General features: G+C 35.4%; 28 protein-coding genes and 1 other annotated feature (1 of these 29 only partly in view). All 28 genes read right to left on the bottom strand.

The window, feature by feature from the left end:
- Positions 1–96 (bottom strand) — a binding site (T-box leader); it reaches 129 nt to the left of the window's first position.
- Positions 97–148: 52 nt separating this feature from the next.
- Positions 149–658 carry a DivIVA domain-containing protein gene (locus P2Q73_RS19415; protein ID WP_053590082.1) on the bottom strand — a complete coding sequence of 170 codons (510 nt, stop codon included), beginning with the start codon at positions 656–658 and terminating at the stop codon, positions 149–151.
- 97 nt (positions 659–755) lie between these two features.
- On the bottom strand, positions 756–1544 hold the full coding sequence (locus tag P2Q73_RS19420) for a YlmH family RNA-binding protein (protein WP_275790251.1): 789 nt from the start codon (positions 1542–1544) through the stop codon (positions 756–758).
- A gap of 48 nt (positions 1545–1592) precedes the next feature.
- The gene (locus P2Q73_RS19425) at positions 1593–1853 is read right to left on the bottom strand and encodes a YggT family protein (protein ID WP_053590084.1); all 261 of its coding nucleotides are present in this window, start codon (positions 1851–1853) and stop codon (positions 1593–1595) included.
- Between the two features lie 19 nt (positions 1854–1872).
- A complete protein-coding gene (locus tag P2Q73_RS19430) occupies positions 1873–2355 on the bottom strand; it encodes a cell division protein SepF (protein ID WP_056827369.1) in 483 nt (160 codons plus the stop codon).
- Positions 2352–3044, bottom strand: coding sequence for a YggS family pyridoxal phosphate-dependent enzyme (locus P2Q73_RS19435; RefSeq protein WP_275790256.1), 693 nt, complete (start codon positions 3042–3044; stop codon positions 2352–2354). Before P2Q73_RS19435 ends, P2Q73_RS19430 begins: the two co-directional genes overlap by 4 nt.
- Positions 3045–3120: 76 nt before the next feature.
- Complete coding sequence (locus P2Q73_RS19440; RefSeq protein ID WP_053590087.1) at positions 3121–3360, bottom strand: PRC-barrel domain-containing protein; 240 nt, start codon at positions 3358–3360, stop codon at positions 3121–3123.
- 95 nt (positions 3361–3455) lie between these two features.
- Positions 3456–4241 (bottom strand): RNA polymerase sporulation sigma factor SigG, encoded by a 786-nt coding sequence (gene sigG / locus P2Q73_RS19445; RefSeq protein ID WP_053590088.1) that lies wholly within the window; start codon positions 4239–4241, stop codon positions 3456–3458.
- 91 nt (positions 4242–4332) lie between these two features.
- The gene (sigE, locus tag P2Q73_RS19450) at positions 4333–5040 is read right to left on the bottom strand and encodes an RNA polymerase sporulation sigma factor SigE (RefSeq protein ID WP_053590089.1); all 708 of its coding nucleotides are present in this window, start codon (positions 5038–5040) and stop codon (positions 4333–4335) included.
- Positions 5040–5882, bottom strand: coding sequence for a sigma-E processing peptidase SpoIIGA (locus P2Q73_RS19455; RefSeq protein WP_275790262.1), 843 nt, complete (start codon positions 5880–5882; stop codon positions 5040–5042). Before P2Q73_RS19455 ends, sigE begins: the two co-directional genes overlap by 1 nt.
- A gap of 703 nt (positions 5883–6585) precedes the next feature.
- The gene (gene ftsZ / locus P2Q73_RS19460; protein ID WP_056827375.1) at positions 6586–7743 is read right to left on the bottom strand and encodes a cell division protein FtsZ; all 1158 of its coding nucleotides are present in this window, start codon (positions 7741–7743) and stop codon (positions 6586–6588) included.
- 42 nt (positions 7744–7785) lie between these two features.
- Positions 7786–9078, bottom strand: coding sequence for a cell division protein FtsA (gene ftsA, locus P2Q73_RS19465; RefSeq protein WP_275790267.1), 1293 nt, complete (start codon positions 9076–9078; stop codon positions 7786–7788).
- Positions 9079–9189: 111 nt separating this feature from the next.
- The gene (locus P2Q73_RS19470) at positions 9190–9540 is read right to left on the bottom strand and encodes a small basic family protein (protein ID WP_053590094.1); all 351 of its coding nucleotides are present in this window, start codon (positions 9538–9540) and stop codon (positions 9190–9192) included.
- Between the two features lie 4 nt (positions 9541–9544).
- Complete coding sequence (locus P2Q73_RS19475; protein WP_056827379.1) at positions 9545–10264, bottom strand: DUF881 domain-containing protein; 720 nt, start codon at positions 10262–10264, stop codon at positions 9545–9547.
- Between the two features lie 23 nt (positions 10265–10287).
- Complete coding sequence (locus P2Q73_RS19480; RefSeq protein WP_053590096.1) at positions 10288–11007, bottom strand: DUF881 domain-containing protein; 720 nt, start codon at positions 11005–11007, stop codon at positions 10288–10290.
- Positions 10985–11782: a cell division protein FtsQ/DivIB gene (locus tag P2Q73_RS19485; RefSeq protein ID WP_053590097.1), complete on the bottom strand. Its 798-nt coding sequence runs from the start codon at positions 11780–11782 to the stop codon at positions 10985–10987. The genes P2Q73_RS19480 and P2Q73_RS19485 overlap by 23 nt, the downstream gene beginning before the upstream one ends.
- Position 11783: 1 nt before the next feature.
- Positions 11784–12860, bottom strand: coding sequence for an FtsW/RodA/SpoVE family cell cycle protein (locus P2Q73_RS19490; protein ID WP_275790332.1), 1077 nt, complete (start codon positions 12858–12860; stop codon positions 11784–11786).
- A gap of 34 nt (positions 12861–12894) precedes the next feature.
- Entirely contained in the window at positions 12895–14250 is a 1356-nt protein-coding gene (gene murD, locus P2Q73_RS19495; RefSeq protein ID WP_275790273.1) for a UDP-N-acetylmuramoyl-L-alanine--D-glutamate ligase, read from the bottom strand.
- A gap of 1 nt (position 14251) precedes the next feature.
- The gene (mraY, locus tag P2Q73_RS19500; RefSeq protein WP_053590099.1) at positions 14252–15223 is read right to left on the bottom strand and encodes a phospho-N-acetylmuramoyl-pentapeptide-transferase; all 972 of its coding nucleotides are present in this window, start codon (positions 15221–15223) and stop codon (positions 14252–14254) included.
- Positions 15224–15274: 51 nt separating this feature from the next.
- Positions 15275–17125 (bottom strand): penicillin-binding transpeptidase domain-containing protein, encoded by a 1851-nt coding sequence (locus P2Q73_RS19505; protein WP_056829050.1) that lies wholly within the window; start codon positions 17123–17125, stop codon positions 15275–15277.
- Positions 17126–17241: 116 nt separating this feature from the next.
- A complete protein-coding gene (locus P2Q73_RS19510) occupies positions 17242–19443 on the bottom strand; it encodes a penicillin-binding transpeptidase domain-containing protein (protein WP_275790278.1) in 2202 nt (733 codons plus the stop codon).
- Complete coding sequence (gene ftsL, locus P2Q73_RS19515; protein ID WP_053590101.1) at positions 19440–19808, bottom strand: cell division protein FtsL; 369 nt, start codon at positions 19806–19808, stop codon at positions 19440–19442. Before ftsL ends, P2Q73_RS19510 begins: the two co-directional genes overlap by 4 nt.
- Positions 19809–20759 (bottom strand): 16S rRNA (cytosine(1402)-N(4))-methyltransferase RsmH, encoded by a 951-nt coding sequence (gene rsmH, locus P2Q73_RS19520; RefSeq protein ID WP_275790281.1) that lies wholly within the window; start codon positions 20757–20759, stop codon positions 19809–19811.
- Between the two features lie 14 nt (positions 20760–20773).
- Positions 20774–21205: a division/cell wall cluster transcriptional repressor MraZ gene (gene mraZ / locus P2Q73_RS19525; protein WP_053590103.1), complete on the bottom strand. Its 432-nt coding sequence runs from the start codon at positions 21203–21205 to the stop codon at positions 20774–20776.
- A 62-nt stretch (positions 21206–21267) separates the two neighbouring features.
- A complete protein-coding gene (locus tag P2Q73_RS19530; RefSeq protein ID WP_275790286.1) occupies positions 21268–21531 on the bottom strand; it encodes a hypothetical protein in 264 nt (87 codons plus the stop codon).
- A 124-nt stretch (positions 21532–21655) separates the two neighbouring features.
- On the bottom strand, positions 21656–23275 hold the full coding sequence (gene bshC / locus P2Q73_RS19535; protein ID WP_275790288.1) for a bacillithiol biosynthesis cysteine-adding enzyme BshC: 1620 nt from the start codon (positions 23273–23275) through the stop codon (positions 21656–21658).
- A 165-nt stretch (positions 23276–23440) separates the two neighbouring features.
- Positions 23441–23809: a DUF3397 domain-containing protein gene (locus P2Q73_RS20490; RefSeq protein ID WP_375217772.1), complete on the bottom strand. Its 369-nt coding sequence runs from the start codon at positions 23807–23809 to the stop codon at positions 23441–23443.
- 4 nt (positions 23810–23813) lie between these two features.
- Positions 23814–24695 (bottom strand): 2-dehydropantoate 2-reductase, encoded by an 882-nt coding sequence (locus P2Q73_RS19540; RefSeq protein ID WP_275790291.1) that lies wholly within the window; start codon positions 24693–24695, stop codon positions 23814–23816.
- 65 nt (positions 24696–24760) lie between these two features.
- Positions 24761–26302, bottom strand: a complete 1542-nt coding sequence (locus P2Q73_RS19545; RefSeq protein ID WP_481747173.1) for an acyl-CoA carboxylase subunit beta — start codon at positions 26300–26302, stop codon at positions 24761–24763.
- Positions 26303–26366 lie beyond the last annotated feature (64 nt).

Here is a 26366-nt window from a genome sequence, read left to right on the forward strand (position 1 = left end):
AAAGGGATAATCTAAAAAAGTTTCATTGCCTGAGCTCTCACCATCCTCAAGTCGCTTTACGAAATCTAATTTAGAAGTCTTTTTCAACGCATATTTATATGATATGAAATTATTATAGGAAAAGTAAGTGCATCAGTCAAGAAATGTATTAGTCCTCTTTAATAGATATGCGATCTATTTCTGTTGTATCTACGTCATATTCCATTAAATGATTCCAATCATCTGTATTAATTAGGTCTAGCTGTGCTTCTACAAGCATTTTAAAACGATTACGGAAGACTTTCGATTGTTTTTTCAGTTCTTCAATTTCTAGCGCTATTCTTCTCGCTTTCGTAAGTGCTTCATTAACAATACGATCCGCATTTTTTTCTGCTTCTTTAACAATCAACTTAGCCTCTTTTTGGGAGTTACGACGAACTTCTTCTGCTGCCTCTTGTGCTACAACGATAGATTTATGTAAAGTCTCTTCAATCGATGTGAAATGTCCTACTTTTTCGCTTGACGATTTCAGTTGTAATTCAAGTTCTTTTTTTTCTTTCATCACAATTTCAAGGTCTTTCATAATTTGGTCTAAGAATTCATTTACTTCATCCTCATTATACCCTCTGAAGCCTTTACTAAATTCCTTGTTATGTATATCAAGTGGGGTTAGTGGCATCTATTCCATCTCCTTTACTATCCTATCATTCTTTCCCTCTATTATACATTTAGAAGAGAGGGAAAACATCAAAATTCGAACATAATTTATAGATTATTTAATTTTTTACATCTAAACGACCAATTTGTAGTCTAATTTTGTCTTTTTTTGTACGACCTTCAATCATTAAAAGTTTAACTCTTCCCAAACCTCTTATAGAAATTAGGTCTAATTCTTGTAACTCTAAAGAAATTTGATCTTTCTCCGTCCAGTTTACTTTCACTTTTCCACTCTGAATAAGCGAGGAGGATTTTTGTCTGGATATGTTAAAAACAGATGAGATGACAGTATCAAGTCTTAATGAACTGACAGTTAAAGTTTCTGAGGACCATTCCTCCTGTTGTACAAAATAATTAGTAGGATCTTCTACTATTTCAATATGCACTTTTACTTTGCCAATCGCAGTAAAGTTGGCACGTACATAGTCTAACACTTCAGTAGCTACCACAAATTGTATAGAACCATCTTGCACTCGAATATCTCCAAATTTGCTACGATCAATTCCTAAAGACATCATAGAACCAAGGACGTCTTTATGTCGTAATGTCACAAACTTTTTAGGATATTGAACTTCCACTACAGTCATCATGAAGTCTTCTAGAGAAGGCACAAAATAGGATGGGTATAAAAGTAATCTTTTACGTTCTACTTTATCTAAAGCTCCATTCGACGCTACATCTATATCTCCATATTGTCTTCGAATAGAGTCTACAATAAATTGCTGTCTTGGATCTAAAAAATCAGTTAGCTTTGGAGCATACCGATCCTCTACTTCTCGCATCATATTCACTACCTGTTCAATGAAAGGCTGCTCTTCTCTTCTAAAATGCTGCAATACATTTTCCATATAAAAAATTCCCTCTCAGATATAGTAAAAACCTCACGAATGTGAGGTTTAAAATAAGTATACTAATGATACTATACCTCTAAGTGCAATATTTAACACAAAGATTGCAACGATAGGAGATATATCGATCATTCCAATTGGTGGAATAATTTTTCTAAACGGTTCTAAGTATGGTTCACAAATTCTTCCTAGTAACTGACCAAAACTCGATTGTTGAATACTAGGAACCCATGACATTAATATATAAATAATCAATGCATATGTGTAATATTTAACAACATAACTTAACAAAATTAAAACTATGTCCATAAGATTGTTTACTCCTCTATCAATTTAGGTCATTATAATAATAATCCGATATTGCACCAGCAACTTCTACTGAATCGGGTGCACAGAGGAATATATCTGTACCTATTCGTTGAATGTCTCCTCCTAAAGCGTACACTGTTCCACTTAGAAAGTCGATAATTCTGATTCCCTGATCTTTATCAATCCGTTGTAAATTCACAATTACAGCTTTTTTACTTTTTAAGTGTTCGGAAATATCTTGAGCTTCTGCATAAACACGTGGCTCTACTAATATAACTTTAGAAGACTTTTGCACATTTTGAATACTTACAAGATTTGATGCTGCCACTTCTTTGGAGGCAGTATTAAATTTACGTTCTTTTGTAGTAGGTTTTATCGGTTGCTGTCTCATTTGATTTTCTACTTGCTGCTGTTGTTGTTGAGGTCTTGGCTGCTGTCCTGTTGAACTTTCTTCGTCCTCTTCTAAGTAGAAGAAATTTTTCATCCAGTTTTTCATGCTCATTGAATTTCCTCCCTCTCTTTACCGACTAAAGCTGTCCCTATTCGTACAAATGTTGCTCCTTCTTCTATAGCAATTTCATAATCTCCAGACATACCCATCGATAATTCAGTACACGGGGCATACGGCAGTTTTTGGAGAGCGATTCTTTCCTGTAATTGCTTTAACTTACGGAATACATTACGGATAATATTCTCATCTTCTGTATTAGGAGCCATCGTCATTAAACCAATTACTCGTATTCGAGAATATTTGTCTAACTCACCGATAAAGGATTCTACATCTTCCATCGATAAGCCATGTTTGGATTCTTCCTCAGATACATTGACTTGAACAAAGCAATCCTTCGTTGAAGTTGCCCTTTTTTCAATTTCTTCAGCTAAACTTATTCGATCTAAAGAGTGTAAATAGTCTATGTGATTTATTACTGACTTTACTTTTCTTGTTTGAAGTGTACCTATGTAATGCCATTTAACATCATTTTGAATGGCATCTATTTTTTTGTTTAATCCTTCTGGTCGATTCTCACCTAGGTGTTGTAATCCAGCTTCAATTACTTCAACTGTTCTTTCAACGGATACTTCTTTTGTAACAGCAATAATCGTAACATCAGAAGTTTCACGATTTGCACGTGTTAGAGCCTTATTCATTTGATCTTTAATTGTTCTTAAATTTTGCTTAACATATGTCATCGAAAAACCAACTTTTCATCAATTGTTTTTGTTTATTGTATCAATGAAAGGCTTATTTATCAATGATGAATACATACTAGAGTGTATTTTTTGATACAATTATAACATCTTTACCAATTATAGCTATATTTTGCACGGCAATTTTTTTAGTTTCGCTTTTTTTATTAAAGAATGCTGGATATGAACCTTGTGCTTCTACAATAAATGAAGTAATAAATCCTGTATCCTTATCAATTTCCGCATCAACAATATACCCCAATAATTGGCCACTTGTTGCTTCTATAACTTCCTTTTGTTGCGCATCAGAAAATTTCATCATCATCCTCCTTTCCCCATTATATGAATTGAAAAATAAAAAAACGCTTTTTCATTTGAGAAAAAGCGTTTTTTATATGAGAATGTTTTGTATTATTATTCTTTCGGATTTAACTGCCCTTGGATAATAGATAATGCGCTTTTCTCTAGCCTTGAAATTTGAGCTTGTGATAAGCCAAGATCGCTTGCTATTTCCGTTTGGGTAGCCCCGTAGTATATTCGTTTTGTTAGGATTTTCTTTTGTCTAGCATCTAACTTTTGAAATGTATCTTTTACTGTAAAATACGTTACCCATTGTTCTTCCGATACATCATTATCACATAATTGATCCATCATATAGATAGCGTCTCCTCCATCGCTAAAAATTGGTTCTTGTAACGATACTGGATCCTGAATTGCATCTAATGATAATAAAATATCTTCCACTGGAATTTCTAATATTTGTGACAAATCTTCAAGTGTCGGTTCTTGTAAATTATCGTTAATATACTGTTCTTTTGCTTTCATTGCTTTATATGCGATATCTCTTAAAGATCTAGAAACACGGACAGAATGATGGTCGCGTAAATGCCTTTTAATTTCTCCAATTATCATTGGTACGGCATATGTTGAAAAACGGACGTTATGCTTTAAATCAAAATTTTCAATTGACTTGATAAGACCAATACAGCCAACTTGGAAAAGGTCATCAGCCTGTTCACCACGATATGCAAATCGTTGAACAAGACTTAAAACTAATCTTAAATTACACATGACTAGCTCATCTTTTACAGATTCTTCGCCTGCTTGTAATCGAATAAACAGTTCTTTCATTTGTTCGTGGGAAAGTAAAGGAAGCTTAGATGTATCAATGCCGCATAATTCTACTTTTGTTCTCGTCATAGATCTTCCTCCGGACTCTTTTAATAGTTCTTAATCAGTTTGTCCGAGAGAATGAACTTTATTCGAAAGGTGCGACATCCAATTTCACCCATTAGGCTATTGGTTCATTTAAAAGCTCTTTTAAATCCAATATTATTTTCTTCTCTAAACGAGAAATATAAGATTGAGAAATGCCAAGATGATCTGCTACTTCTTTTTGAGTCATTTCCTCTTTTCCATTTAATCCAAAACGACATTGCATAATATATTTTTCTCGATTCCCCAATAGATTAATCGCGTCAAACACGTGTTGTCGCTCTAACTTTTTCTCGACATCTTCAATAATCAAATCTTCACTTGTTCCTAAAATATCTGATAGAAGGAGCTCATTACCATCTGAATCAGAATTCAAAGGTTCGTCAAAAGATACCTCCGATTTCATTCGATTCGTTTTTCTCAAATGCATTAATATTTCATTTTCGATGCACCTTGATGCGTATGTTGCCAGTTTAATACCTTTATCCAAATTAAAAGTTTCCACCGCTTTTATAAGACCAATCGAACCAATACTTATTAAATCCTCTATATTCGTATTAGTTTGATCAAATCTTCGTGCTATATAAACTACAAGACGTAGATTTCGTTCTATTAAAACATCTCGTGCATATTCATCTCCATCCATAAAAGCAAGGAGCATCTCTCTCTCTTCTTCTCTTGTTAGTGGTTTTGGTAAAGATTCATTTCCACCAATGTAGTGTACACTACTCTTCCTTAGAGAGATTATCCAAAAATAGATTCGACGAAAAAACTTTAACAACATTAACTGACACTCCTTTTCTTTAGATGATAGTAGGAAGAGCTATGTAAGATTCCTTCAGCTCCATGTGGAAATTTATCACGCAACCTCGTCATGACTATATAACCTCTTGGTAAATATTGTTCGTTCACTTTCCACTCATCATACTTCATCCCTATGACCCATGTTTTTTCTTGTTGAATCGTAGTAATTGGTATTAATCTTAATTTGCTTATGAACTCTTTTGGCAGGTTGTCCAAGCCAACTTTTCGATCGAACTCCCAATCACAAATTGCTTGAAACAAAGACTCTGGAAGAATATCTTGTAACATTTCTGCAGCAACAAAATGAACCGGATCATTAGAAAGTGGTTCTTTGCAAACATTCCCTGAGTCTATAAAAAGGGTTAATTCCTTTGTTTGTCCAAACAAACGGAGATGTGAGGAGAATAACAGCTCTCTTTCTGAATTAGCAATATTAATATGCAATACATGCTTTGTTAATAAATACAAGCCTCCTGTGGCAATCAAAGCGAAGTTTACAAACATGAAGAGACTGCTACTGGTGTGATAGAGTGGAGCGATAGCTGTAAGTAAACCTCCAGCAAATAGACTTGCAAGTAAAGTAAGTGCAATAGCCTTAATGATTTGTGAACGTTTACGCCAAAAAGCTATACCGATCATAAGAAAGAAAGATAAGAAAACAGTAATGAAATAGTGTGAGAATGTGACTGTAATTGTTCCTGCGATAAAAGCGGATAAAAACAAATATCTTTTTTTGTTTTCTATCCAGCCAATACGATTTGCAAATGCCAAAACAGTGTAATTAAAAAAAGTATTGGTTGCAATCATTACTTCTGCATACATAGCTTCCCTCCTTTTGATTAAATCGTAACATGTCATTTGTAAGAAAAATGTCAAATCAGGGGAGAGAAATCATTCTTTTTTTACGACAAGAAGTGCTATGTAGAATAACTAAATTTAAGTGAAAAGGGTAATAGAAGAGAAAGAGGCAAGTTAAAGATATGAGGTTTGTTATCAAATTAGTGAAAAAGTAAGATACGAAAGGCAAAGTCACTATCTATAGGCTTTTGCGCTGGCCGCACGTCCGCATGAGCCACTGTATGCGCCTGCAAACACAGCTGACGTCATACGGCTGACTAAGCAACGAATGCAAGTGACTCCTATTAATAGGAAAGAGCGTTACTATTTAATGAATAGTAATGGTCTCTGTTATAGTGAAATTGGTCTCGGTTATGCTGCGATTAGTCTCGGTTGTCATTGAATTGGTCTCGGTAACGCTATAAATAGTCTCGGCTGTAACTTAATTGGTCTTGTTCCGACATTTCGTGTCATTTTTAGTGAAATATTACCAATTAAACTAGCTAACTCACATAGAGATAACTCTTCACTTATCATTAACAAGTTACTTCTGACGAGGCTCATGCGTAGGATACAGCAAGCGCACATCCGTGTTCAAAATTATAAGGTACTGATTTGTTTTAGTTTTTCTAAACACACATAATAAAAAAAGCAACCACCTATTCGTGATTGCTTCTCTGTTTTAAAATTAGTTTCTTCTTTGACGATTTCTTAAGAATGTTGGTATATCTAATGCATCCTCTTGCTGGTGTTGTACATTCGGTCGCTCTTGGTGTAATGGTTGATGTTGTTCTTCTTTACGTTGCTCACGAAGTGGAGGAGGAGTAGTTGCCGCTTGTTGTGCACGTGCTGCTCCAAACCCAGTATTTCTTGGTTTATTTTGAGTAAGCAATTCTTCATTGAAACCAGTTGCTATTACCGTAACGATAATTTCATCCTTTAAATTATCATTAATAACCGAACCAAATATCATATTCACTTCTTCATCTGAAGCAGAAGCAACGATATCTGCAGCTTCCTGAACCTCAAATAGACTTAAATTTGATCCGCCTGTAATATTCATTAGGACTCCTGTAGCTCCATCAATTGAAGTTTCTAGAAGTGGGCTTGAAATTGCTTTTTTTGCAGCTTCAGCAGCTCGATTATCTCCACCTGAAATACCGATACCCATTAGAGCTGCACCTTTGTTAGACATAATCGTTTTAACATCGGCAAAGTCAAGGTTGATCAAACCAGGAACAGCGATTAGATCTGAAATACCTTGAACCCCTTGACGTAATACGTTATCTGCTTCTCTGAATGCCTCTAGCATTGGAGTATTTTTGTCCACAATTTCAAGAAGACGATCGTTAGGAATTACAATCAGTGTATCTACAGCTTCTTTCATCATACCAATACCGCCAATTGCCTGAGTCGAACGTTTACGACCTTCAAAAGTGAATGGACGAGTCACAACTCCTACAGTTAACGCACCAATATCACGTGCGATTTGGGCAATTACAGGAGCTGCTCCTGTTCCAGTTCCACCGCCCATACCAGCTGTAACAAAGACCATATCAGCGCCTCGTAATGCTTCCTCAATTTGCTCTTTACTTTCTTCTGCTGCTTTCTTACCAACTTCCGGATTTGCACCTGCTCCAAGTCCACGAGTAAGTTTTCCACCAATTTGTAATCTAACTTCTGCTTTAGACATGTTAAGCGCTTGGGCATCCGTGTTTACAGCTATAAAATCAACACCCTGTACTCCATGTTCGATCATTCGATTTACTGCATTATTACCGCCGCCACCTACTCCAATAACTTTAATGATGGCTAATTGGTCATCGTTCGTTTCAAATTCTAGCATGCTATTGCCTCCTATATTCTTTCAACTATGATAATGGTTTTGTTATTCAAAAAACTTATCGAAAAATTTCTTGGCTTTGGTAATTGCACTTTCTTTGTTTTCATTGTTCCCGTTTTGAACGGTCTGTTTTTGTTTCTTAGGACTTGTTGTTGATTCAGTTTGTGCCATTTGTGATAATGCATGGCTGCTACCAATTTTACCATAGAAAAGATCTTCTTTATAGGCATATCTTATAAGACCAACAGCAGTTGTATATTGTGGTTCACGAACACCAATATAATCCGGCGTGTATAAACGTACTCTTGTTTGTAGAATATGTCTTGCAAGTTGTCCAATACCTTCTAGCTTGGCAACTCCACCAGTAATTACAACACCACCAGGTAAGTCTTGTAGACCCATTCGGTAAAATTCTTCTAAAACCAACTCGAAAAGCTCTTCTAAGCGAACACCAATAATTTCAGCTATATATCTCTGAGAATATTGTTCTTTCATATCTGCACCAATGACTGGTACTTCAAAAAGCTCATCATCTGATGCATCATCATAGAAGGCATGTCCATATTGAATTTTAATTTTTTCAGCTTGTTCTGTAGGTGTTTTTAATACAATCGATAAATCTTTCGTAATATGATCGCCACCTACTGGTATTACGGAAGTATTAATTAAATGTCCTTCGCTAAAAATGGCGATGGTGGTAGATCCTCCACCTATATCTATATAGGCAGTACCGTGATTTTTTTCATCTTCGGTTAAAGCAAAATAACCACCAGCTAATGGCTGTAAATATATCTCTCTTATTTGTAACCCAGCTCGTTCCACACATCTTAACACATTATGTAAAATTGTTTTTGATGTAGTCATCATGATTCCATCCATTTCTAGACGGGTTCCAATCATTCCTCGCGGATCTTTAATTTCATCAAGATGATCGACGATAAATTGCTTAGGAGCTATATTGATCAGTTCACGTTCAGGAGGAATTGACATTACTTGAGCAGATTCAATCACTCTATCTAAATCTGTATCTGTAATTTCTCTGTCCTCACGATTAACAGCGACTACACCTTTTACGTTTTGAATGTTTGCTAGATTAGCAGGAATACCAAGCACTATTTCTTGAATTGACATCCCAATCATACGTTCAGCTTCACTAATAGCTTTCTTAATGGACTGCACGGTTGCGTCTATATCTACAATGGAACCTTTACGAATCCCATTTGATTTAACATTTCCTACACCAATAACATGCAGCGAGTCATCACTCATTTCACCGATTAAAACTTTAATCGATGACGACCCAATATCTAATGATACGTACAATTCTGATTGATTCAACCCGTGGCACCTCCTAAAAACTCTTTATTTATTATTCTATTGTAAAAAACTAATAAAGTCTAAAAATTTCTAATCAAATAGTCGATATTTCATGACTTTACGCAAATATGACTATGTATTATTTCTTTCAGACCACTTTGTCAAAATTAACCGACGTATAACCGCAATATTTTGGAATAAACGAACTCCAAAAGCAAAGATTGCAGCTAAATATAAGTCAACACCTAAATGTACTCCTAAAAAAGCTAGGGCGGCTGCTAAAACTATGTTAAAGAAAAATCCAGAGACAAATACCTTATCATCATACACCCCTTGTAAATGGGCCCTAATTCCTCCAAATAAAGTATCTAATGCTGCAAGTACAGCTATAGACAAATAATTTTCATATATCTCCGGGATTTGTATATCTGTTAAAAGACCAAGTGAAATTCCAAGTATTAGACCTAATAACGGCAACCACATTTATTTACTCTCCTCCTGGAATTTCAAATAAAAATTGTTTATTGATTGATTGATCATAAGCACCTATGTCTAAATCGGTTACCGGTTCTCCAACTACTAGTTTTAAGTTATCAATGTAAAAGTCATCTCCGATAGTCGAAGCCTCTAATTGATTATACATTTTTTTAGCGTCGTCGTAAGTGGTTGTGCCAATTTTTATCGTAAATGGAGCCGTTTTTATAGCAAGATTATTAACGGTTGTCCTTCCATTCACATCCCTTATTGCTGAAGAATAAATCATCCTTTTTCCATCGACTTCAATCGCTTTAGCTTTGAAATGATTAATTTCATTTATAAGACGAACAAGTAAATCAGGAGTTATTCCTTCAATAGCTTGTCCAACAGCAATACTTTCTAAGGATGGTTCCACAGTTATTGTTAAGCCCGGACCATTAAAATCTTTTAATCCAATGTCTTGTTTCAACTGTTCAACGGTTTCATTCAAAGCAGTTTTGGGACTTTCGTTTACCATATTTTCATATTTATCAATCGTTTGCTCCAACACACGCACTTCCGACAATAATTCTGAATGTAATTCAGTTTCTTTTGCAAGCTCTTGTCGTATTGCCCAAACATCCCTAGTATCTCGTTCCTCAGGTTTTTGTACAGTATTGTACTGGACTGCTAACATAAAGCCAACTATTAACAAAATTAATGTAAACCGAATATAGACGGTTTTTTTCATTTATTCGGCCTCCTTCACCTTGTTTAATTTTTGTCGTCACGTAAAGCAGGCATCGTTATTCTCCCTTTTTCCTCCACAGTTACGATAATGTTATCACTTGTTAATTGATCAACAACACCTCCACCTAGATTGACAGAAGCAAGTAATACCTCTGGATCGCCTACAGCCTCAATCGTAAAAGGTGCTGGAAACGTTTTACCGTCAACTGTAATAACTGGACCTGTACAACGAATATAGGAATTTGAATGGAGTCTTTGTCCATTGATAGATACAGCTTCTGCACCAGATATTTTTAACTCATTAATGACCTTAAATACATGGCTCTCATGGACAATATAATCATTTGGATTCTCTTGTGACGGGTTATAAGCACCATCTTGAAGAGAGACTGCAATTCCTTTTCCTTCGGAAGGAATGTCACCGATTAATAATCGTAACATTTCTGCCTCATCCACTAACTCTTCAACGTTCTCTTCACTATTCACAAAAGACTGTTCAAATTCTTTGATTTCATGCTGTTTCTCATTTATTTCATCCGAGAGCTCATTATTTCTTTCTTTTTGCTCGATTAACTCTTTTTTGTATTTTTCCTGTTCATTAAAATTTACTGAGTTTTTAGCTTGTTCTTTGTTTGCAGAAGAAATACTATACGAGTATGCGAGTATAAAACCTAACACTAAACTTACTAAAGAAATTAGTACTAGTCCTCTCGAAGGTATTCTAAGGAGTTTGTTCTTCTTCAACCTCCACCGCCTCCTCTTCAACAACATTGTTATACACTTCTTTATACGGTTGGAAAAAGGAGCCAACTTCAAGATCAATAATTCCTTTTATATCTGGTTCAAGCTGAGACACGATGGATGGATAGAAGTTCATTTTTTCAGAGAAAGAAGGAATTATAGCTTGAACCTCATTTCCATCATTCATAAAAACTTGAATCGAATATGGGTCATTCTCTGTCGGCTTATAATTAATTTGAGAAATAGTTAATAATACTTCGGAGTCCAAGTTTTTTAACTCTTTTATGAGCCTTACCCTAATTTTCTCTTTATTAAAACCTGATAGGATAGGGCCATCTATTGGTACTACTTGTCCTTCAGGTTCTATAGTCTTCCCATTCTCTAGAATAATATGAAGACCTTCACCGTTTTCCTCATAACCAACTTTTTTATATTCTTTTATTTGAATTTCTACACCAGTTAACCAAGTGCGTTTAACTTTAGCAGATTCCACCCAATCATTTTGTTCTATCATTTCTGTCACTTTGTTTTCTCTAAAGCCCCACATCGATTCTCCTAGTTGTAGTGTGCTTTGTTCTATATATTGTTCATCAGACAATAAAGAAGCACCACTAACTGTGATTGATTGAATCTGACTGTAAGAGGATTGAAAATATAAAACTATCAATAGTGTAGTAACGAAGAGAAAAAGTAGAATGGAAAACTTTTTATTTGTTCTTCGTCGTCTACGTTCTTTAAAGGTTGGTATTCGATCTTCAATATCTATTACTTTTTCCATTCTACCGCCTCCCTTCTCTTATAGAATCATTTGCTAAGTTTAAGATAATACCAATTATCCCCCATGTGGTAACCAAAGAAGATCCACCGTAGCTGATAAATGGTAAAGTAACCCCTGTAACTGGTAGTAAACCTGTAACTACTCCCATGTTTAAAAATGTTTGTACTGCCAATAAGGAAGTGAAACCAATAATAGTTAATTGATAAGCACGTGTTTTGGTACGCGCAGCCATTGCAAAGCCAGTAGTAAAAAATAGAACAAAAGCTGAAATAATGATGAAACCTCCGATGAAACCCGTTTCCTCTAAAAGGATAGAGAAAATAAAATCATTCTGCGGTTCCGGTAAGTATAAAAACTTTTGTCTACTGTTTCCATATCCAAACCCAAACAGTCCGGCCGGTCCAACCGCAAGTAATGATTGAATCGCTTGAAAGCCAGTACCTAACGGATCACTCCATGGATCAAGAAATGATTGAATCCGATCAAGCCTATAGGGAGCCGAAGCAATTAATGCGACTAGAGCTACTATTCCTGTTATTCCAACGGTAACAAAAAATTTCAAAGGCAATCCTGCTGCAAACAGCAGGAAAAAAGATGCAACGATTAGAACGAATGCAGAACCAAAATCTGGTTGTATCATAATAAAAGAAATAGGCAGCAATAAAATTACGGCACTTTGGAAATAGATTTGACCTTTTGTTTTTTTCTCCTTTGCCAAAGAAAATGCAAGCATTCCTAATACTGCAATTTTAGCAAGCTCAGCTGGCTGAAAGTTCATAAATCCTAGCGAAATCCAACTTTGTGAACCATTTCGAACTACCCCAATACCTGGAATAAGTACACCTATTAAAAATAATATAGAAAACACATAGATGATTAACCAAAATCTAGGAAGCCTTATAAAGCTTTTGTTTCGTATAAATAAAGCACCTAAAATACCCACTATTAAATAACTGCCTTGCTTGAAAGCAAATGGTAATTGGTCTTTATAATGTACTTGACTCCAGTAGGACCCTGCTGAGTGTACGAAAAGTATTCCGACAATAGATAAAAAAAGGACAGATGCTAAAAATAGAATTGTTCTTTTATCGTTCGTTTAGTTCATCCCTTCGTTAATCTTTTAATGCTAGCACTTGTTCAATAAATTCATCTCCACGAATCTCAAAGCTTTCGTATTGATCCCAACTAGCGCATGCTGGAGAAAGTAGAATAACATCTCCCTCATTAGAAATTCTAACTCCTTCTGCAATTGCATCTACTAAGTTACTTACTCGTATTACGGATGGAATTCCTTGCTGTTCACCAAACATTTGTAGTCTATCAGCAGTAGCACCATAGTGTATGAGCGCCTTCACATTTTGTATATGTGGAACTAATTCATCAAAAGAATGCCCACGATCTACACCGCCTGCAAGTAATATAACAGGTTCTGAAAAGCCTTCTAAAGCACTTTTGGTAGCAAGCGCATTTGTAGCTTTTGAATCATTATAAAACTTTCTATTTTTCCACTCACGAACAAATTGTGTTCTATGTTTAACACCATGAAATGTTGAAAGAACATGAACAATACTATCTAAAGAACATTCCATCAAAATGGCAGCTGCGGTCGATGCTAACACATTTTCTAAATTATGTTTTCCACGTAGTGCAATGATAGATCGTTCAAATAATTTTTCTCCATTCCAATATACATAGGTATCATCTGCACTTATTCCTTCCTCTGCTTTTTTACTTACATAGAAAGGTACTTTCATTGCATTACTTTTACTAGCATAGTCTTTCACAATTTGCTGCTCACCATTATAAATAAACCAGTTCGAAGAGTCTTGATTTTTAGTAATGTTAAATTTTGCATCTGTATATTCTTGAAAATTTGTATGATAGTCTAAATGAGCTTCATATAAATTCATCAAAATGGAAATATGAGGCTTTAGTTGTTCTGTACCCATCAACTGAAAAGAGGATAACTCCGTCACAATTACATTTTCTTTTGTTGCTTCTGATGCGACAGCACTTGCAACAGTACCAATATTACCTGCAACTAATGGTTGTTTACTTCCTGCTTCTAACATTTCAAATATTAAAGTTGTTGTTGTAGTTTTTCCATTTGACCCTGTGATTCCAATCATTGGAGCATCACTTATTCGATAAGCTAATTCCACCTCTGTCCAAACTGGTATTCCTCTCTTTTTAGCTTCAGCAATGACAGAATTTGTGTAAGGAATACCAGGGTTCTTTACTATAAGACTGAATCCCTCGTCTAAAAGATCCTCCGGATGACTTCCACAAATGACTGTTAACCCTTTAGAAAGTAAGTACTGTGCATGTTCATTTTCATCAAAAGGTTTCGAATCATTAACTGTAACAAATGCTCCTAAATCATGTAAAATTTCGGCAGCAGCTGTACCGCTTTTCGCAAGTCCTAATACAAGGATCTTTTTATGATATACCATTGGTAATTGCTTCATTTTATACAACCTCCAAAATAACAACTAGCATTGCTGCTATAAAGCCGATAGCCCAAAATACAGTTACTATTCTTTTTTCTGACCATCCAGAAAGCTCAAAATGGTGATGAATAGGACTCATTTTAAAAATACGCTTACCTGTTGTTTTAAAACTAATTACTTGCAAAATAACAGACAACGTCTCTAATACAAAAATAATCCCTACTAGTAACAATAAAAGCTCTTGTTTTACAAGAATAGAAACCATTGCTAAGGCTCCACCTAATGCTAGTGACCCTGTATCACCCATAAAAACTTTAGCGGGGTTCTTATTGAACAGAAGAAATCCTAATAATGCACCTGACACACTAAAGGTAAAGATTGCTATATCTGTTTGCTCATATGCGAGAGCAAGCACACCAAACGTAGCAAAAGCAACGGAGGCTGTACCTGATACTAAACCATCTAAACCATCTGAAAGATTTACAGCATTTGAAAATCCAACTAACCAAAAAATAAGGAATGCTACATAAAATTGTCCTAGGTCCATTTCTGTATTTGTAAATGGTATAGAAAGTGTTGTGTCAAATGGTCCAAGCTTTAATAAGAAATATGCCCCAACTGAGATTACAATTTGACCTATTAATTTTTGAATTGAAGTTAAGCCTAAATTTCTTTTTAATACTACTTTGATAAAATCATCTAAAAAGCCAATTAATCCGAATCCAACTAAAATTATAAGCAACACGATAGATTGCGTTGTTAGCTTATCGAAGTAAAATGAGACTGCTACAGTCGAAATAATGATCGAAATTAAAAATATAAGCCCACCCATTGTAGGTGTTCCTGCTTTTTTTTGATGGGATTCTGGTCCTTCTTCTCGAATACTTTGACCAAACTTCATCCTTCTTAAATACGGGATAATTATTGGTGCAAGAATAACGGACAAAAGAAAACTAATACTAATTGTAATAATCGTTGTAGATAAAGTCATGAAAAAATCTCCTTAGTTGCGATCAACTATCAATAAATTTACTATAGTTAATTATTTTGTGTAGACATGTATTTTTCCGTCTAATGGAATTAAACTGTTTTCCTTTGGTAATTGTGAAAGTATTTCTTCCCCATCACCATGCCAAACAATTGTAAATGGATACATATAAGATGTTATTTCTTTTTTCTTTATTCCTACTAAGTTTGGTACACGAACTTGTTGGATATCCCCCCAACGATATTCTTTTTCAAGTTGCTTACCACCTGCAGTAACTTCCAGTGAGTCCTCAATGATTTGACCTACTATAGGTGCGGCAATAACTCCACCAAATTGTGTACTATGCTTAGGATTATCAATGGCAACATAAACGATTAACTCTGGATCATCCGCAGGAGCAAATCCTATAAATGAAACGATATATTCACCGTCCATATATCTACCATTTTGTACTTTTTGAGCTGTTCCAGTTTTTCCGCCAATTCGCAATTGATCACGATAAGCATTTCGGCCAGAACCTTCCGCTACAACATGTTCGAGCGCTTCTCGAACCTTCGCTGATGTTTCCTCACTAATTACCTGGTGTTTCATATCTGGCTCAGAAGTAGATAAAATTTCGTTCGTTTCGCCATCTAAAATATTTTTTATAATAAATGGTTTAAATAATTTTCCACCGTTTATAGCAGCAGCAACAGCTTGAACCTGCTGTATTGGTGTTACAGAAATACCTTGACCAAACGATGTGGTGGCATGCTCTACCGGTCCATAAGCTTCCTTACTAAAAAGAATTCCTGTCGATTCACCAGCCATTCCTGACCCTGTTGATTGCCCGAAACCAAATTTTCGTATGTAATCCGAAAGTTTTTCCGGCCCTACTCTTCTTCCTAGTTCAATAAAACCTGGGTTACAGGAGTTCTCCACAACTTCCAAGAAGGTTTGATTTCCATGTCCAGATCTCTTCCAGCATCTTAGTCGTGATCCCTCTATCATTGTATAGCCAGCATCATGAAAATGATCATCTTCCAAATCGACTACCTTTTCTTCTAATGCTGCGCTCAATGTAATAATTTTAAAGGTAGATCCAGGCTCGAAAGTCATCCAAACTGGTAAATTACGATTATAAATAGTAGAGTCAACTTCCTGATAAGACGATGGATCAAAATTTGGGGCAGAAGAAAGAGCAAGAATTTCTCCATTTTTCGGATTCATCACAATCGCAATCGCCTGTGTTGCTTCGTATTTTTGCATTGCTTGTGAAAGTTCTCTTTCCACAACCTGTTGGATTTTCATATCGATGGTCAGTTGAACATGATTACCCGAAACTCCATTTTTCCATCCATCATCCACATGGGGAAGCGGAACTCCTTTTGCATCTGTAAACATTCGAATCGCTGATTGCTTTCCTTTTAAAACGGAATCGTATTGATATTCGATTCCTGCTAGCCCTTGAGCATCATAACCTGTAAAACCTATTAATCTTGAAAGCATATTACCATTTGGATAGTCTCGTATATAATCGATACCCGCATATAGTCCCGGAATATTTTTATCCTGGATTTGCATCGCAAGTTCGGAACTAATATTTTTCCCATGTGGTGCAATTTTTACTAAGTAATCTCTTTTATTGAGTTGTTCAAATAATTTTGCTTCCTCCATATTTAAAAGTGGAGCGATTTCTTTGGCTACTTTTTCTGGTTCATCGTTTTGTGAAGGCATGTAAAATAATGTAGGAGAAAGCTTATTTCCGACAATTACCTCTCCATTCCTATCCAATATATTCCCCCGAAGCGATGCGTAAGGAAGCTCACGATCCCAACTCTCTTTTGCTTTGGTTGTCAATTCATCAAACTGAAAAAATTGAAGCTGCACTAACTTCAACACAACAGCTAAAAACAATAAAATCATCAATACCCAAATTACACGGAGACGCAAAACTTGTTTTACTTTAGAAATTACACTTTCCCCTTTTATTCGTTTTAGATAACGTATGAGAAAATGACAAAAACTATTCTATCACTCCATTAGTCTTGGGGTGGTTCTTCCATAGATTCCTCTAATTCAGGTACAATTTTTGTTTCTTCTGGTGTCGACAAGTGAACAACAACAGGAGTATCTTTTGAAACAATAGATCCAGCAGTTAAACTTTGGCTTGTTACATAACCTTCACCTGAAATTTCAATTGGTATATTTGATAATGATTTATAAATCATAATATTACGTTTGGACCATCCGGTGAAGTTAGGAAGTTCAATGTCTCCCTCACCTTTTATAAAAACTGTACCTTTGGCTAAAATCGAAGTTCCTGCGGATGGGAATTGCTCTTTCACGTTTTCCGACTGTCCAATTATAACAGTTTTTAAGCCTTGTGACTCTAGTGTAGTCTGACTTTCCATCATATTTTGCCCGACAATATTTGGCATTTTTATGGAAGAGGCAAGTTCAAGATTTTCAGGTTGTATATTTAAGTATTTTAAGCTGTTTTCTGTTACAGAATTAAAAATGTCTGAAGTAGGCTCTGATCCTACCTCGGTGTCTTTCAATTGCGGTTTGTGGACAGCAACATAGACAATAAGTTGTGGATCTTCGACAGGTGCCAACCCTAAAAAGGAATACAAAAACAAATTACGCCCCCAAAAATATCCACCCTCAGGGTTTGCAATTTGAGCGGTACCTGTTTTCCCAGCAGTAGTATAATCATCTAATTTAAACCGTTGAGCAGTCCCTTTTTCCGATGTAACCGTACTTGCTAAAATTTCTTTCACCTGTTCCGCAGTCTTTTCGGATATTGGAGATTCCTTTTCAACTGGTTTGTGATCGCTAACTAGCTTTCCTGTACTTGGATCTACAATTTTATCTATCACATATGGCTGCATCATTTTACCTTTATTTGCAATGGCAGTCATGGCTTGAACAAGCTGAATTGGTGTAACAGTAGTCCCTTGACCATAAGTGGTAGTTACCCTATTAATAGGATACTTATCACTAACCGTCCCAGTCGCTTCATGTGGCAAATCAATCCCTGTTTTTTCTCCAAATCCAAATCGATGAATATAATCTATAAAAGTCTCATCTCCGATTCTATTTAACAAGTAAGCCATCGACACATTGGAAGAGCGTTGAAAACCTTCTAAGTAAGAAATAGTGCCCCATCCATATACGTTGTGATCACGTATTGTTCGATCATATACTGTATAGGATCCAGATTTATACGTGGCATTCGGCTCCCATACTCCTTCTTCAATTGCTGATGCTAACGTGAAAATTTTCATCGTTGAGCCAGGTTCAATCGTTTGTTCAATTGCTTCATTTAGCCAGTTCGTAGATAATCCTTCTCTCGTATTCGGCTCGAAGGTAGGTCTTTGCGACATAGCAAGAATTTCTCCTGTTTTAGGATTCGCAACAATAGCGGTCATTTTTTCAGGATTATACTTTTCTTCTGCTTTGTTAAGTGCATCTTCTAAGAAGTTTTGTATTGTTTTATCAATCGTTAAATGAATATTGTCTCCATCTTTCGGATTCGTTATCATTTTTTCAGCATTTGGCAATAAAAAGCCTTTCGTATCACTCTTAAAATTTACTTTTCCAGGCGTTCCGGTTAATTCTTCATCATAAATATACTCCAAGCCCATCTTTCCTACCGCTACAGCTTCGCCATCTTCATTTTCTTCTTTTAAGGCGAAACCAATTAGATGCGAGGCAAATTGCCCATTTGGATAAAGTCTTTTCATATCTTGAACAAAAATTATTCCTGGTAGATTGTTATTTTTAATTTCTGTCATTACTTTATAGCTAATATCCCTACCAGCTTTTCCGAACTCCACTTGATATTTACCTGCTTTTATATATTTGTTTAGCACCTCCAATATATCTTGCTCTGGCATATCAATATATTCAGCTAACACTTTCGCAGTTTTTTCAGGATCTACTACATGCCGTGGTGCACTACTGTTATTGGTAGCTTCAGGACTTATAACTGCAATAATTTTATAACTTAGCGTATCTTCTACAATAATATCTCCGTTACGGTCTACAATTTTACCTCTACTTGCTGGAATCACTTGTTCTCTACTATACTTAGAGTCTGCTTTTGTAGATAACACTTGTCCTTCTGCAGTCCCCGTAACTTGAATAAACACAAATCGGCTTAACAATAGAAAAAAGAGCCCTCCATAAAGTAAAAACATTAGAAAGGCTCCCCATTGAAAACGAAATTTCTTATTCATTGTCCTGGTACTACCTTTACGTTTTGCTCATTTAGTTTTAAACCGAGCTCTTCCGCTTTTTTCCAAATACGCTCATAGGTAGATAATTCGCTTACTTGTATGGACAAGTCTGTATTTTCTTTTGATACATTGTCGATTTGTTTTTCCATTAGTTGTATGTCTGCATTTGTTGAACGTACAGCTGTCTGAGTTTGAATGATCATTAAAGCAAGTATAGTTACTGCTGATAATAAACCTATAAGAAGGAATCTTTCCCCTTTTGTCAATATCTTTTTCGCTTGTTTAGTCGGCTTCTTTATTTGTGGTTGTTCAGGAAAAGAAGGACGACTTATGTATGTTTGTGACTGATGTTTACGTAAAGCCATTTAAACACTTCCCTTTTCATTAATTTTTTCCACAATTCTTAGTTTAGCTGAACGAGATCTATTATTTTCTTCTAATTCTTCTACAGAAGGTAAAATAGGCTTTCTAGTGATAAGTTTTAAAGACGGCTCCATTCCTACTGGTATTACAGGTAAATTAGGTGGTAATTCTGGTAAAGACGCAGCTTCTTTAAAGATAGTTTTGGTTAATCTATCCTCTAGAGAATGAAATGTAATAACACTTATTCTTCCGCCAACCTTAATAACTTTAATTGCATCCTCTAATGAATCTTCCGCTGCTCCTAATTCATCATTTACAGCTATTCTTATAGCTTGGAAAATTCGTTTCGCAGGATGTCCACCAGTTCTCCTTGCAGCTGCAGGGATTCCAGCTTTTATTAATTCAACTAATTGAAATGTTGTTTCAATTGGAGCGTTTTCTCTAGCTTGCTCAATCTTTCTCGCAACTTGCTTAGAAAACTTCTCTTCACCATATCGAAAGAATATTTTCACTAGTTTTTCATATGGCCAATCATTTACTACGTGAAAAGCAGTTAATTCACTTGTCTGATCCATCCTCATATCTAGTGGTGCATCGTAATTGTAACTAAAGCCTCGTTCTGGAGTATCGAGCTGTGGAGAAGAAACTCCTAAATCATATAGAACACCATCCACTTTCTCGATTCCAATATTTTCAAGTTCCTCTTTTAGATAACGGAAATTTGCATGTACAAATGTTACTTTGTCTAGGAAAGGAGCTAATCTAACTTTTGCGTTCTCAATAGCTGTCCTATCTTGGTCAAAACAAATTAACCTACCACTTTCCCCTAATTGCTGGACAAGATATTCACTATGGCCTGCTCCTCCCAGAGTACAGTCCACATAAATTCCATCTGGACGAACGACAAGTCCATCTACCGTTTCTTTTAATAATACCGTTGTGTGATGAAACAAGCCTTTTCCTCCTCTTATATGTCAAAGCCAATCATATTTTCTGCAATGTCATTGAATGAATCCTCAGATTCCTCAAAGTAATTTTCCCAAGCATCCTTAGCCCATATTTCTAAACGATTGGAAACACCCAAAACTATACATTCTTTATCCATCTTTGCATAGCTACGTAAATTACTTGGGATATTAATACGACCTTGTTTGTCAATTTCAACCTCTGTTGCACCAGAAAAGAAAAAACGGGTAAATGCCCGAGCATCTTTTTTCGTAACAGGAAGTTCTTTTAATTTTTCCTCGAGTTTTCGCCATTCATTCATAGGATAACCAAATAAGCAATTATCAAGACCGCGTGTTAAAACAAAACAATCTTCTAAATGCTCCCGAAACTTGGAAGGTATGATTAACCGGCCTTTCGGATCAACGTTATGTTGATATTCTCCCATGAACATGCTATTCACCCCACTTTATGAGAATAACATACCACATCCCCCCACTTTCCTCCACCCATTTTTCAAAATTTAGTGTAATAATTTTCAAAATGTGTAAATAGTACTTGTTGAGATGGAAAAAGCGAAAGAAAGTTTATGTAGTTTAATAAAAATACAGGTATTTTTCCATATAAAAAATCTCCACGATTTACCGTGGAGATTTTTTTTGCTCTGATAAACTTCATTGTCATTATGCAACTTTCTCCTGATGAAAGTTCATCACCGTAGAAAGTGCTACTACATTCTGCTTGCTCTTGTTTACTTTTTTCGGTCCATAATTCGCTCATGCAATCGCCCTCTTTAAATTGTGAGAATGGTAGGGATTCAATTGAATGATGGAAAATCAAAAGTCCTGAATACTGAATTCCAAGTTTACTTCTTCACTTAAAGGGGTATTGTATCAAGAGCCTTTTATATATACACAATCTGATGCTTCCCATTAAACTCGTAAGGAAGTTCTAAAAGATCCTGTATCAATTCCATCCCAACTTCGTTTAAAAGCTGAAGTGGTGAAAATGTACGTTCTTGTAATCCTCCATTTGGATTTAATTCCATCGTTAAACGATCATAACGATAAATGGAAGCATCAAGCTTTCCTAGAAGAGTGTCTTCTATTGCATTATTTAAAAATGTTATTTGTTTTTTATGATAATCTAAATTTTTATTTACTAAAGGAGCTAACTTTAAATTCTCTTCTTCAAGAAGAATCGTTTCTAACTCTTTATATTTTGCTGTAATATCCTCTTCTATTGAAGTGAGCAATGTTGGTATCTTTTCATTTCTATGTTCATCAATAAATTGAAGCTTCGCTTTTTCAACCATGCCTTCCCATATTTCAGGAATGCGGAAGGATAGCTTCTCCAACAAATTTTGCGTTTTAGAGTTCACAATGGAAATACTTAGTCTTGGCATAATCACCGGCATTCTCATTTCAAACAATTCAAATGCAGACTTAAGTGTACCCCAGTAAGCAATTTCTCCTGGACCTCCAATAAAACTTAATACAGGAAAGACCATTTCTTGCATTAGAGGTCTTGTTACGACATTATTACTCAATTTTTCAGGTTCATTTATAGCTATATTCATCAATTCTTCTTCTGAAAAAGCTATTCCTTTACCTTCATTGACAAATTTCTTATCTTTTCTTTCTAATAAAAAACGTTCTCCATCTTCTACATAAAATAAGTGAGCTGCATTTTCCTTTGTCTGAATAGGTGTACCATATCCAGCCTTTTCAAAAACAGCTTCATTCTCAAATACGACCTCTGCGAGACGTGATGAATACTTCACCATTTTTTGAAAATACTCACTTTCTAATTTGCGTAAAGGCTCATATGCGGCATCTATCAATAACAAACCTTCTTGTTGGAAAAAGTTATTCATCAACGCTGCAAAAAAATCACTATAATTCATATTATCTTCTAATAGAGCATTTATCTTTTGGAATAAGTTTTTAGTATGCAAGGTTTCTGGCAGACTTTTAAACAACTCTTCCAAATAAGCTGTAATCATTTTTTTCTCAAAAGGACTTTTAGAGGCCATCTTTTTGATTCTCGATGCTTCAGGATAAGTCATCTTTTGAAGCTTTCGACCTCTTTCTATGTATACATGATTAACCTCATCAATATCATGATCCTCTCCCGCTATCCAAAAAACTGGAATGACAGGGACGCCTAAAATTTCTCGTTGCTGTTTTGCTAACACGATTACGGAAATGGCTTTATGAATTGAATACATAGGGCCTGACATTAGACCTGCTTGTTGTCCACCAATAACAACAATTCCATTATCCTTTAATTCATCTAAATGCAATTTACTTTTTTCTGATATCCCAAATGGACTCATATAATTTGTTATTACTTCTACCAGTTCATTTCTTTTATGTTTACTAAAGTCAGTTTCCTGAAGTCTATTATTTAATGCATTTTGATTCCATTCATAATGATAGAAAGAAGACAAACTAGGCATATCTTCTAAATATTTCTTATAAAATGAGGAAGCGAATGGTTGTGTGTACTGCTCTACTCGCACGATTTTTCCACCTCTAAATTTCAAATTCACCTCGACATATTGTACTCAGATTAAAATAAAATCTGTAGCATTTGCCAGAGGCATATATCTAGTCATGCAGGCATCCTGCTTGACAATTTTTTATACCTTAAGAGTATATCACTTCGAAATGAAGTGTTAAAATTATTAGCTTATATAATACAATACATAGCGGATAACTCCGATTAACCAAATAAGGGCATATATCACACACAGTAAAAGGAATAATAATCTCCATATCTTCCGAAGGAGGGGCATTACTACAATTTCTTTTTCTTTCCTCCATTCAATATAAGTGAGAGTACTAGCTATAATTAACGAGATACCAATTAAAATCAGAAAAATATTCTTTGAAAAAACGATATAAAAAGCATTAGATACAGAGAAATACAACAAGAACGTTGTTATATCTGCTGCTAACCCAAATGACTTTTTTCTCTTATGTAATAAATACTTTGAAATAATAAAGGTAACAAAAAACACAATAACAGGGAATAATATTAAGAGGGTAAGCATCTTACTAATGGCGATCACCTACTTTGTTCATTTCTTTCAATAAAAGATAAAAAGTATTTAATATGGGTAACACTTCATTCCTTTTCTTCGCTTCAACCAATATCGCTCCTACAATTGTATCAATTTCCATAATGCGATTATTTTCATAATCTGATAGCATAGAAGAACGGTTATTTTCGGTATTTTTACAAAGCTCGACTACTTCCTCCCACAGTAGCATTTCATTCCATTCATCAAACACATCCATCAATTCTTCATACATATTTTTCATAATCATTCTGTAAGAATCATTTTTAATAAGCATTCCATTTGGAGCCTTTGTAATAGTCGTTAAAGGATTTATTAAACAGTTCATTAATGCTTTTTTAAATAAAGTTGTTTCAATATGGTTTGTATATATAAGGGGGAAATCATCTGACGAACTTCCGAAAAATTCATCTGACTTTTCCCAAACTCCTTTATATACGCCAACAGATGTTTTTCCAACACCTAGATGACGTACTGTAGATGGAGTAACTTTAGTAGCCCCGTGCAATACTGATCCAATCATAATTGTTTCTTGTTTAAGTTGATTAGCAAATGAAAGGTGAAGTAATCCATTTTGTAAAAACAATAATGGAATATGTTTTGGTAGCAAATCCAATTCACTTTTCAACTTTTCTAAGTGATGGTATTTCACAGCAATTATTATTAAATCCATTGAAAACAAGGATTCTATTTCGATAACTTGTTTACACTTTATAAGTTCAGGATTATTAGGTACTTTTTCTATGTATAAATTTTCAGTTTCTTTGCGTACAAATAATACAATGTCATGCTTAGCCTCAGCTAAATATGCACCAAATATCATACCTACGGCACCTGCGCCTATAATACCTATTTTCACCACTTCATCACCCCGAGCTTATAAAAAAGGCCTACCAGAATGGCAGACCTTATTTTTTAGATTTATTATACAGGAAGCACAGGATGTTTTCGAGGTGCTTTCGGAATTTCTTTATTTTCATAGTATCTAAAACGATTAGCAAGCTCGATACGTAGCTCACTTGGTGAAACTATTTCATCCACGATCATCTCAGATGCAAGTTTATAAATATCAATTTCTTCTTTGTACTCAGCATGTTTTTCTTGAACAAATTTTAAACGTTCTTTCGGATCTTCAATAGCCTCTATTTTGTTAGAATAAACAGCATTCACAGCTGCCTCTGGTCCCATAACTGCAATTTGTGCAGTAGGTAAGGCAATACATACATCCGGTTCAAAAGCTGGACCGGCCATTGCGTATAACCCTGCACCATATGCTTTACGTACAATAACGGAGATTTTTGGTACAGTAGCTGAGCTCATAGCTGCAATCAGTTTCGCTCCATGTCGTATAATCCCTGCACGTTCCACCTTCGTACCAATCATGAAGCCTGGAACATCCGCTAAAAATAATAGAGGAATTGAAAAAGCATCGCATAGTGAAATAAATTTTGCTGCTTTATCAGCCGAATCAACAAAAAGCACTCCACCCTTTGCCTTAGGCTGGTTTGCAATAATTCCTACTGCTTGCCCCTCGATACGTCCAAAACCTGTAATTAACTCTGGTGCAAATAATTTTTTTACATCAAAAAATGAATCTTCATCTATTATTGCATTAATTGCTTCATACATATCAAACGGAGCATTTTGATTTTCAGGTATAATGGCTTCTAAAGTTCTGCCTTCTTTTGCTTTCTTCGGTTCTACTTTTTTAGGCTTTTCCGTATAGTTAGCTGGGAAATAACTTAAATATCGTTTGGCTTCATTAATAGCTTCTTCTTCAGAAGTTGCCAACACATCTCCACATCCACTAATCGTACAGTGCATGCGAGCTCCACCCATTTCTTCTAACGTAACTTTTTCACCAATTACTTTTTCAGCCATACGTGGTGAACCTAAGTACATGGAGGCATTTCCTTCCACCATAATAACTAAATCACAAAATGCAGGTATGTATGCCCCACCCGCTGCAGATGGACCAAATAGTAAACAAATCTGTGGAATGAAACCAGAAAGTCTTACTTGGTTATGAAATATTCTGCCCGCACCACGGCGATTAGGAAACATGTCTAATTGGTCTGTTATACGAGCACCTGCTGAATCTACTAAATATAACATTGGAACTCTATTTTTCTCTGCTATTTCTTGTATGCGAATAATTTTCTCCACTGTACGTGAACCCCACGAACCGGCCTTTACAGTAGAGTCATTGGCCATTACACAAACCGTCTGACCATTAACTTTTCCTGTCGCTGTAACAACGCCATCAGCAGGTAAGTCACCTGCCTCAACATTTGCAAAGCGTCCATCTTCAATATATTCCCCGTTGTCAAATAGTAAAGCTAAACGATCACGAACAAATAACTTATTTTGCTCTTTCATTTTTTCATGGTATTTAGAATGACCACCTGCAAAAATGGACGTTAACTTTTCTTCTAATCTTTCATTATACGTTTTCGTTTCTCCCAAACTAAAAACCCCCATATCTAAAGGATTGGCTCTGTATTATTTATTAGTGATTTTCAATGCGGTC

Source organism: Bacillus sp. Cr_A10, assembly GCF_029222665.1.
Lineage (GTDB): Bacteria > Bacillota > Bacilli > Bacillales_A > Planococcaceae > Psychrobacillus.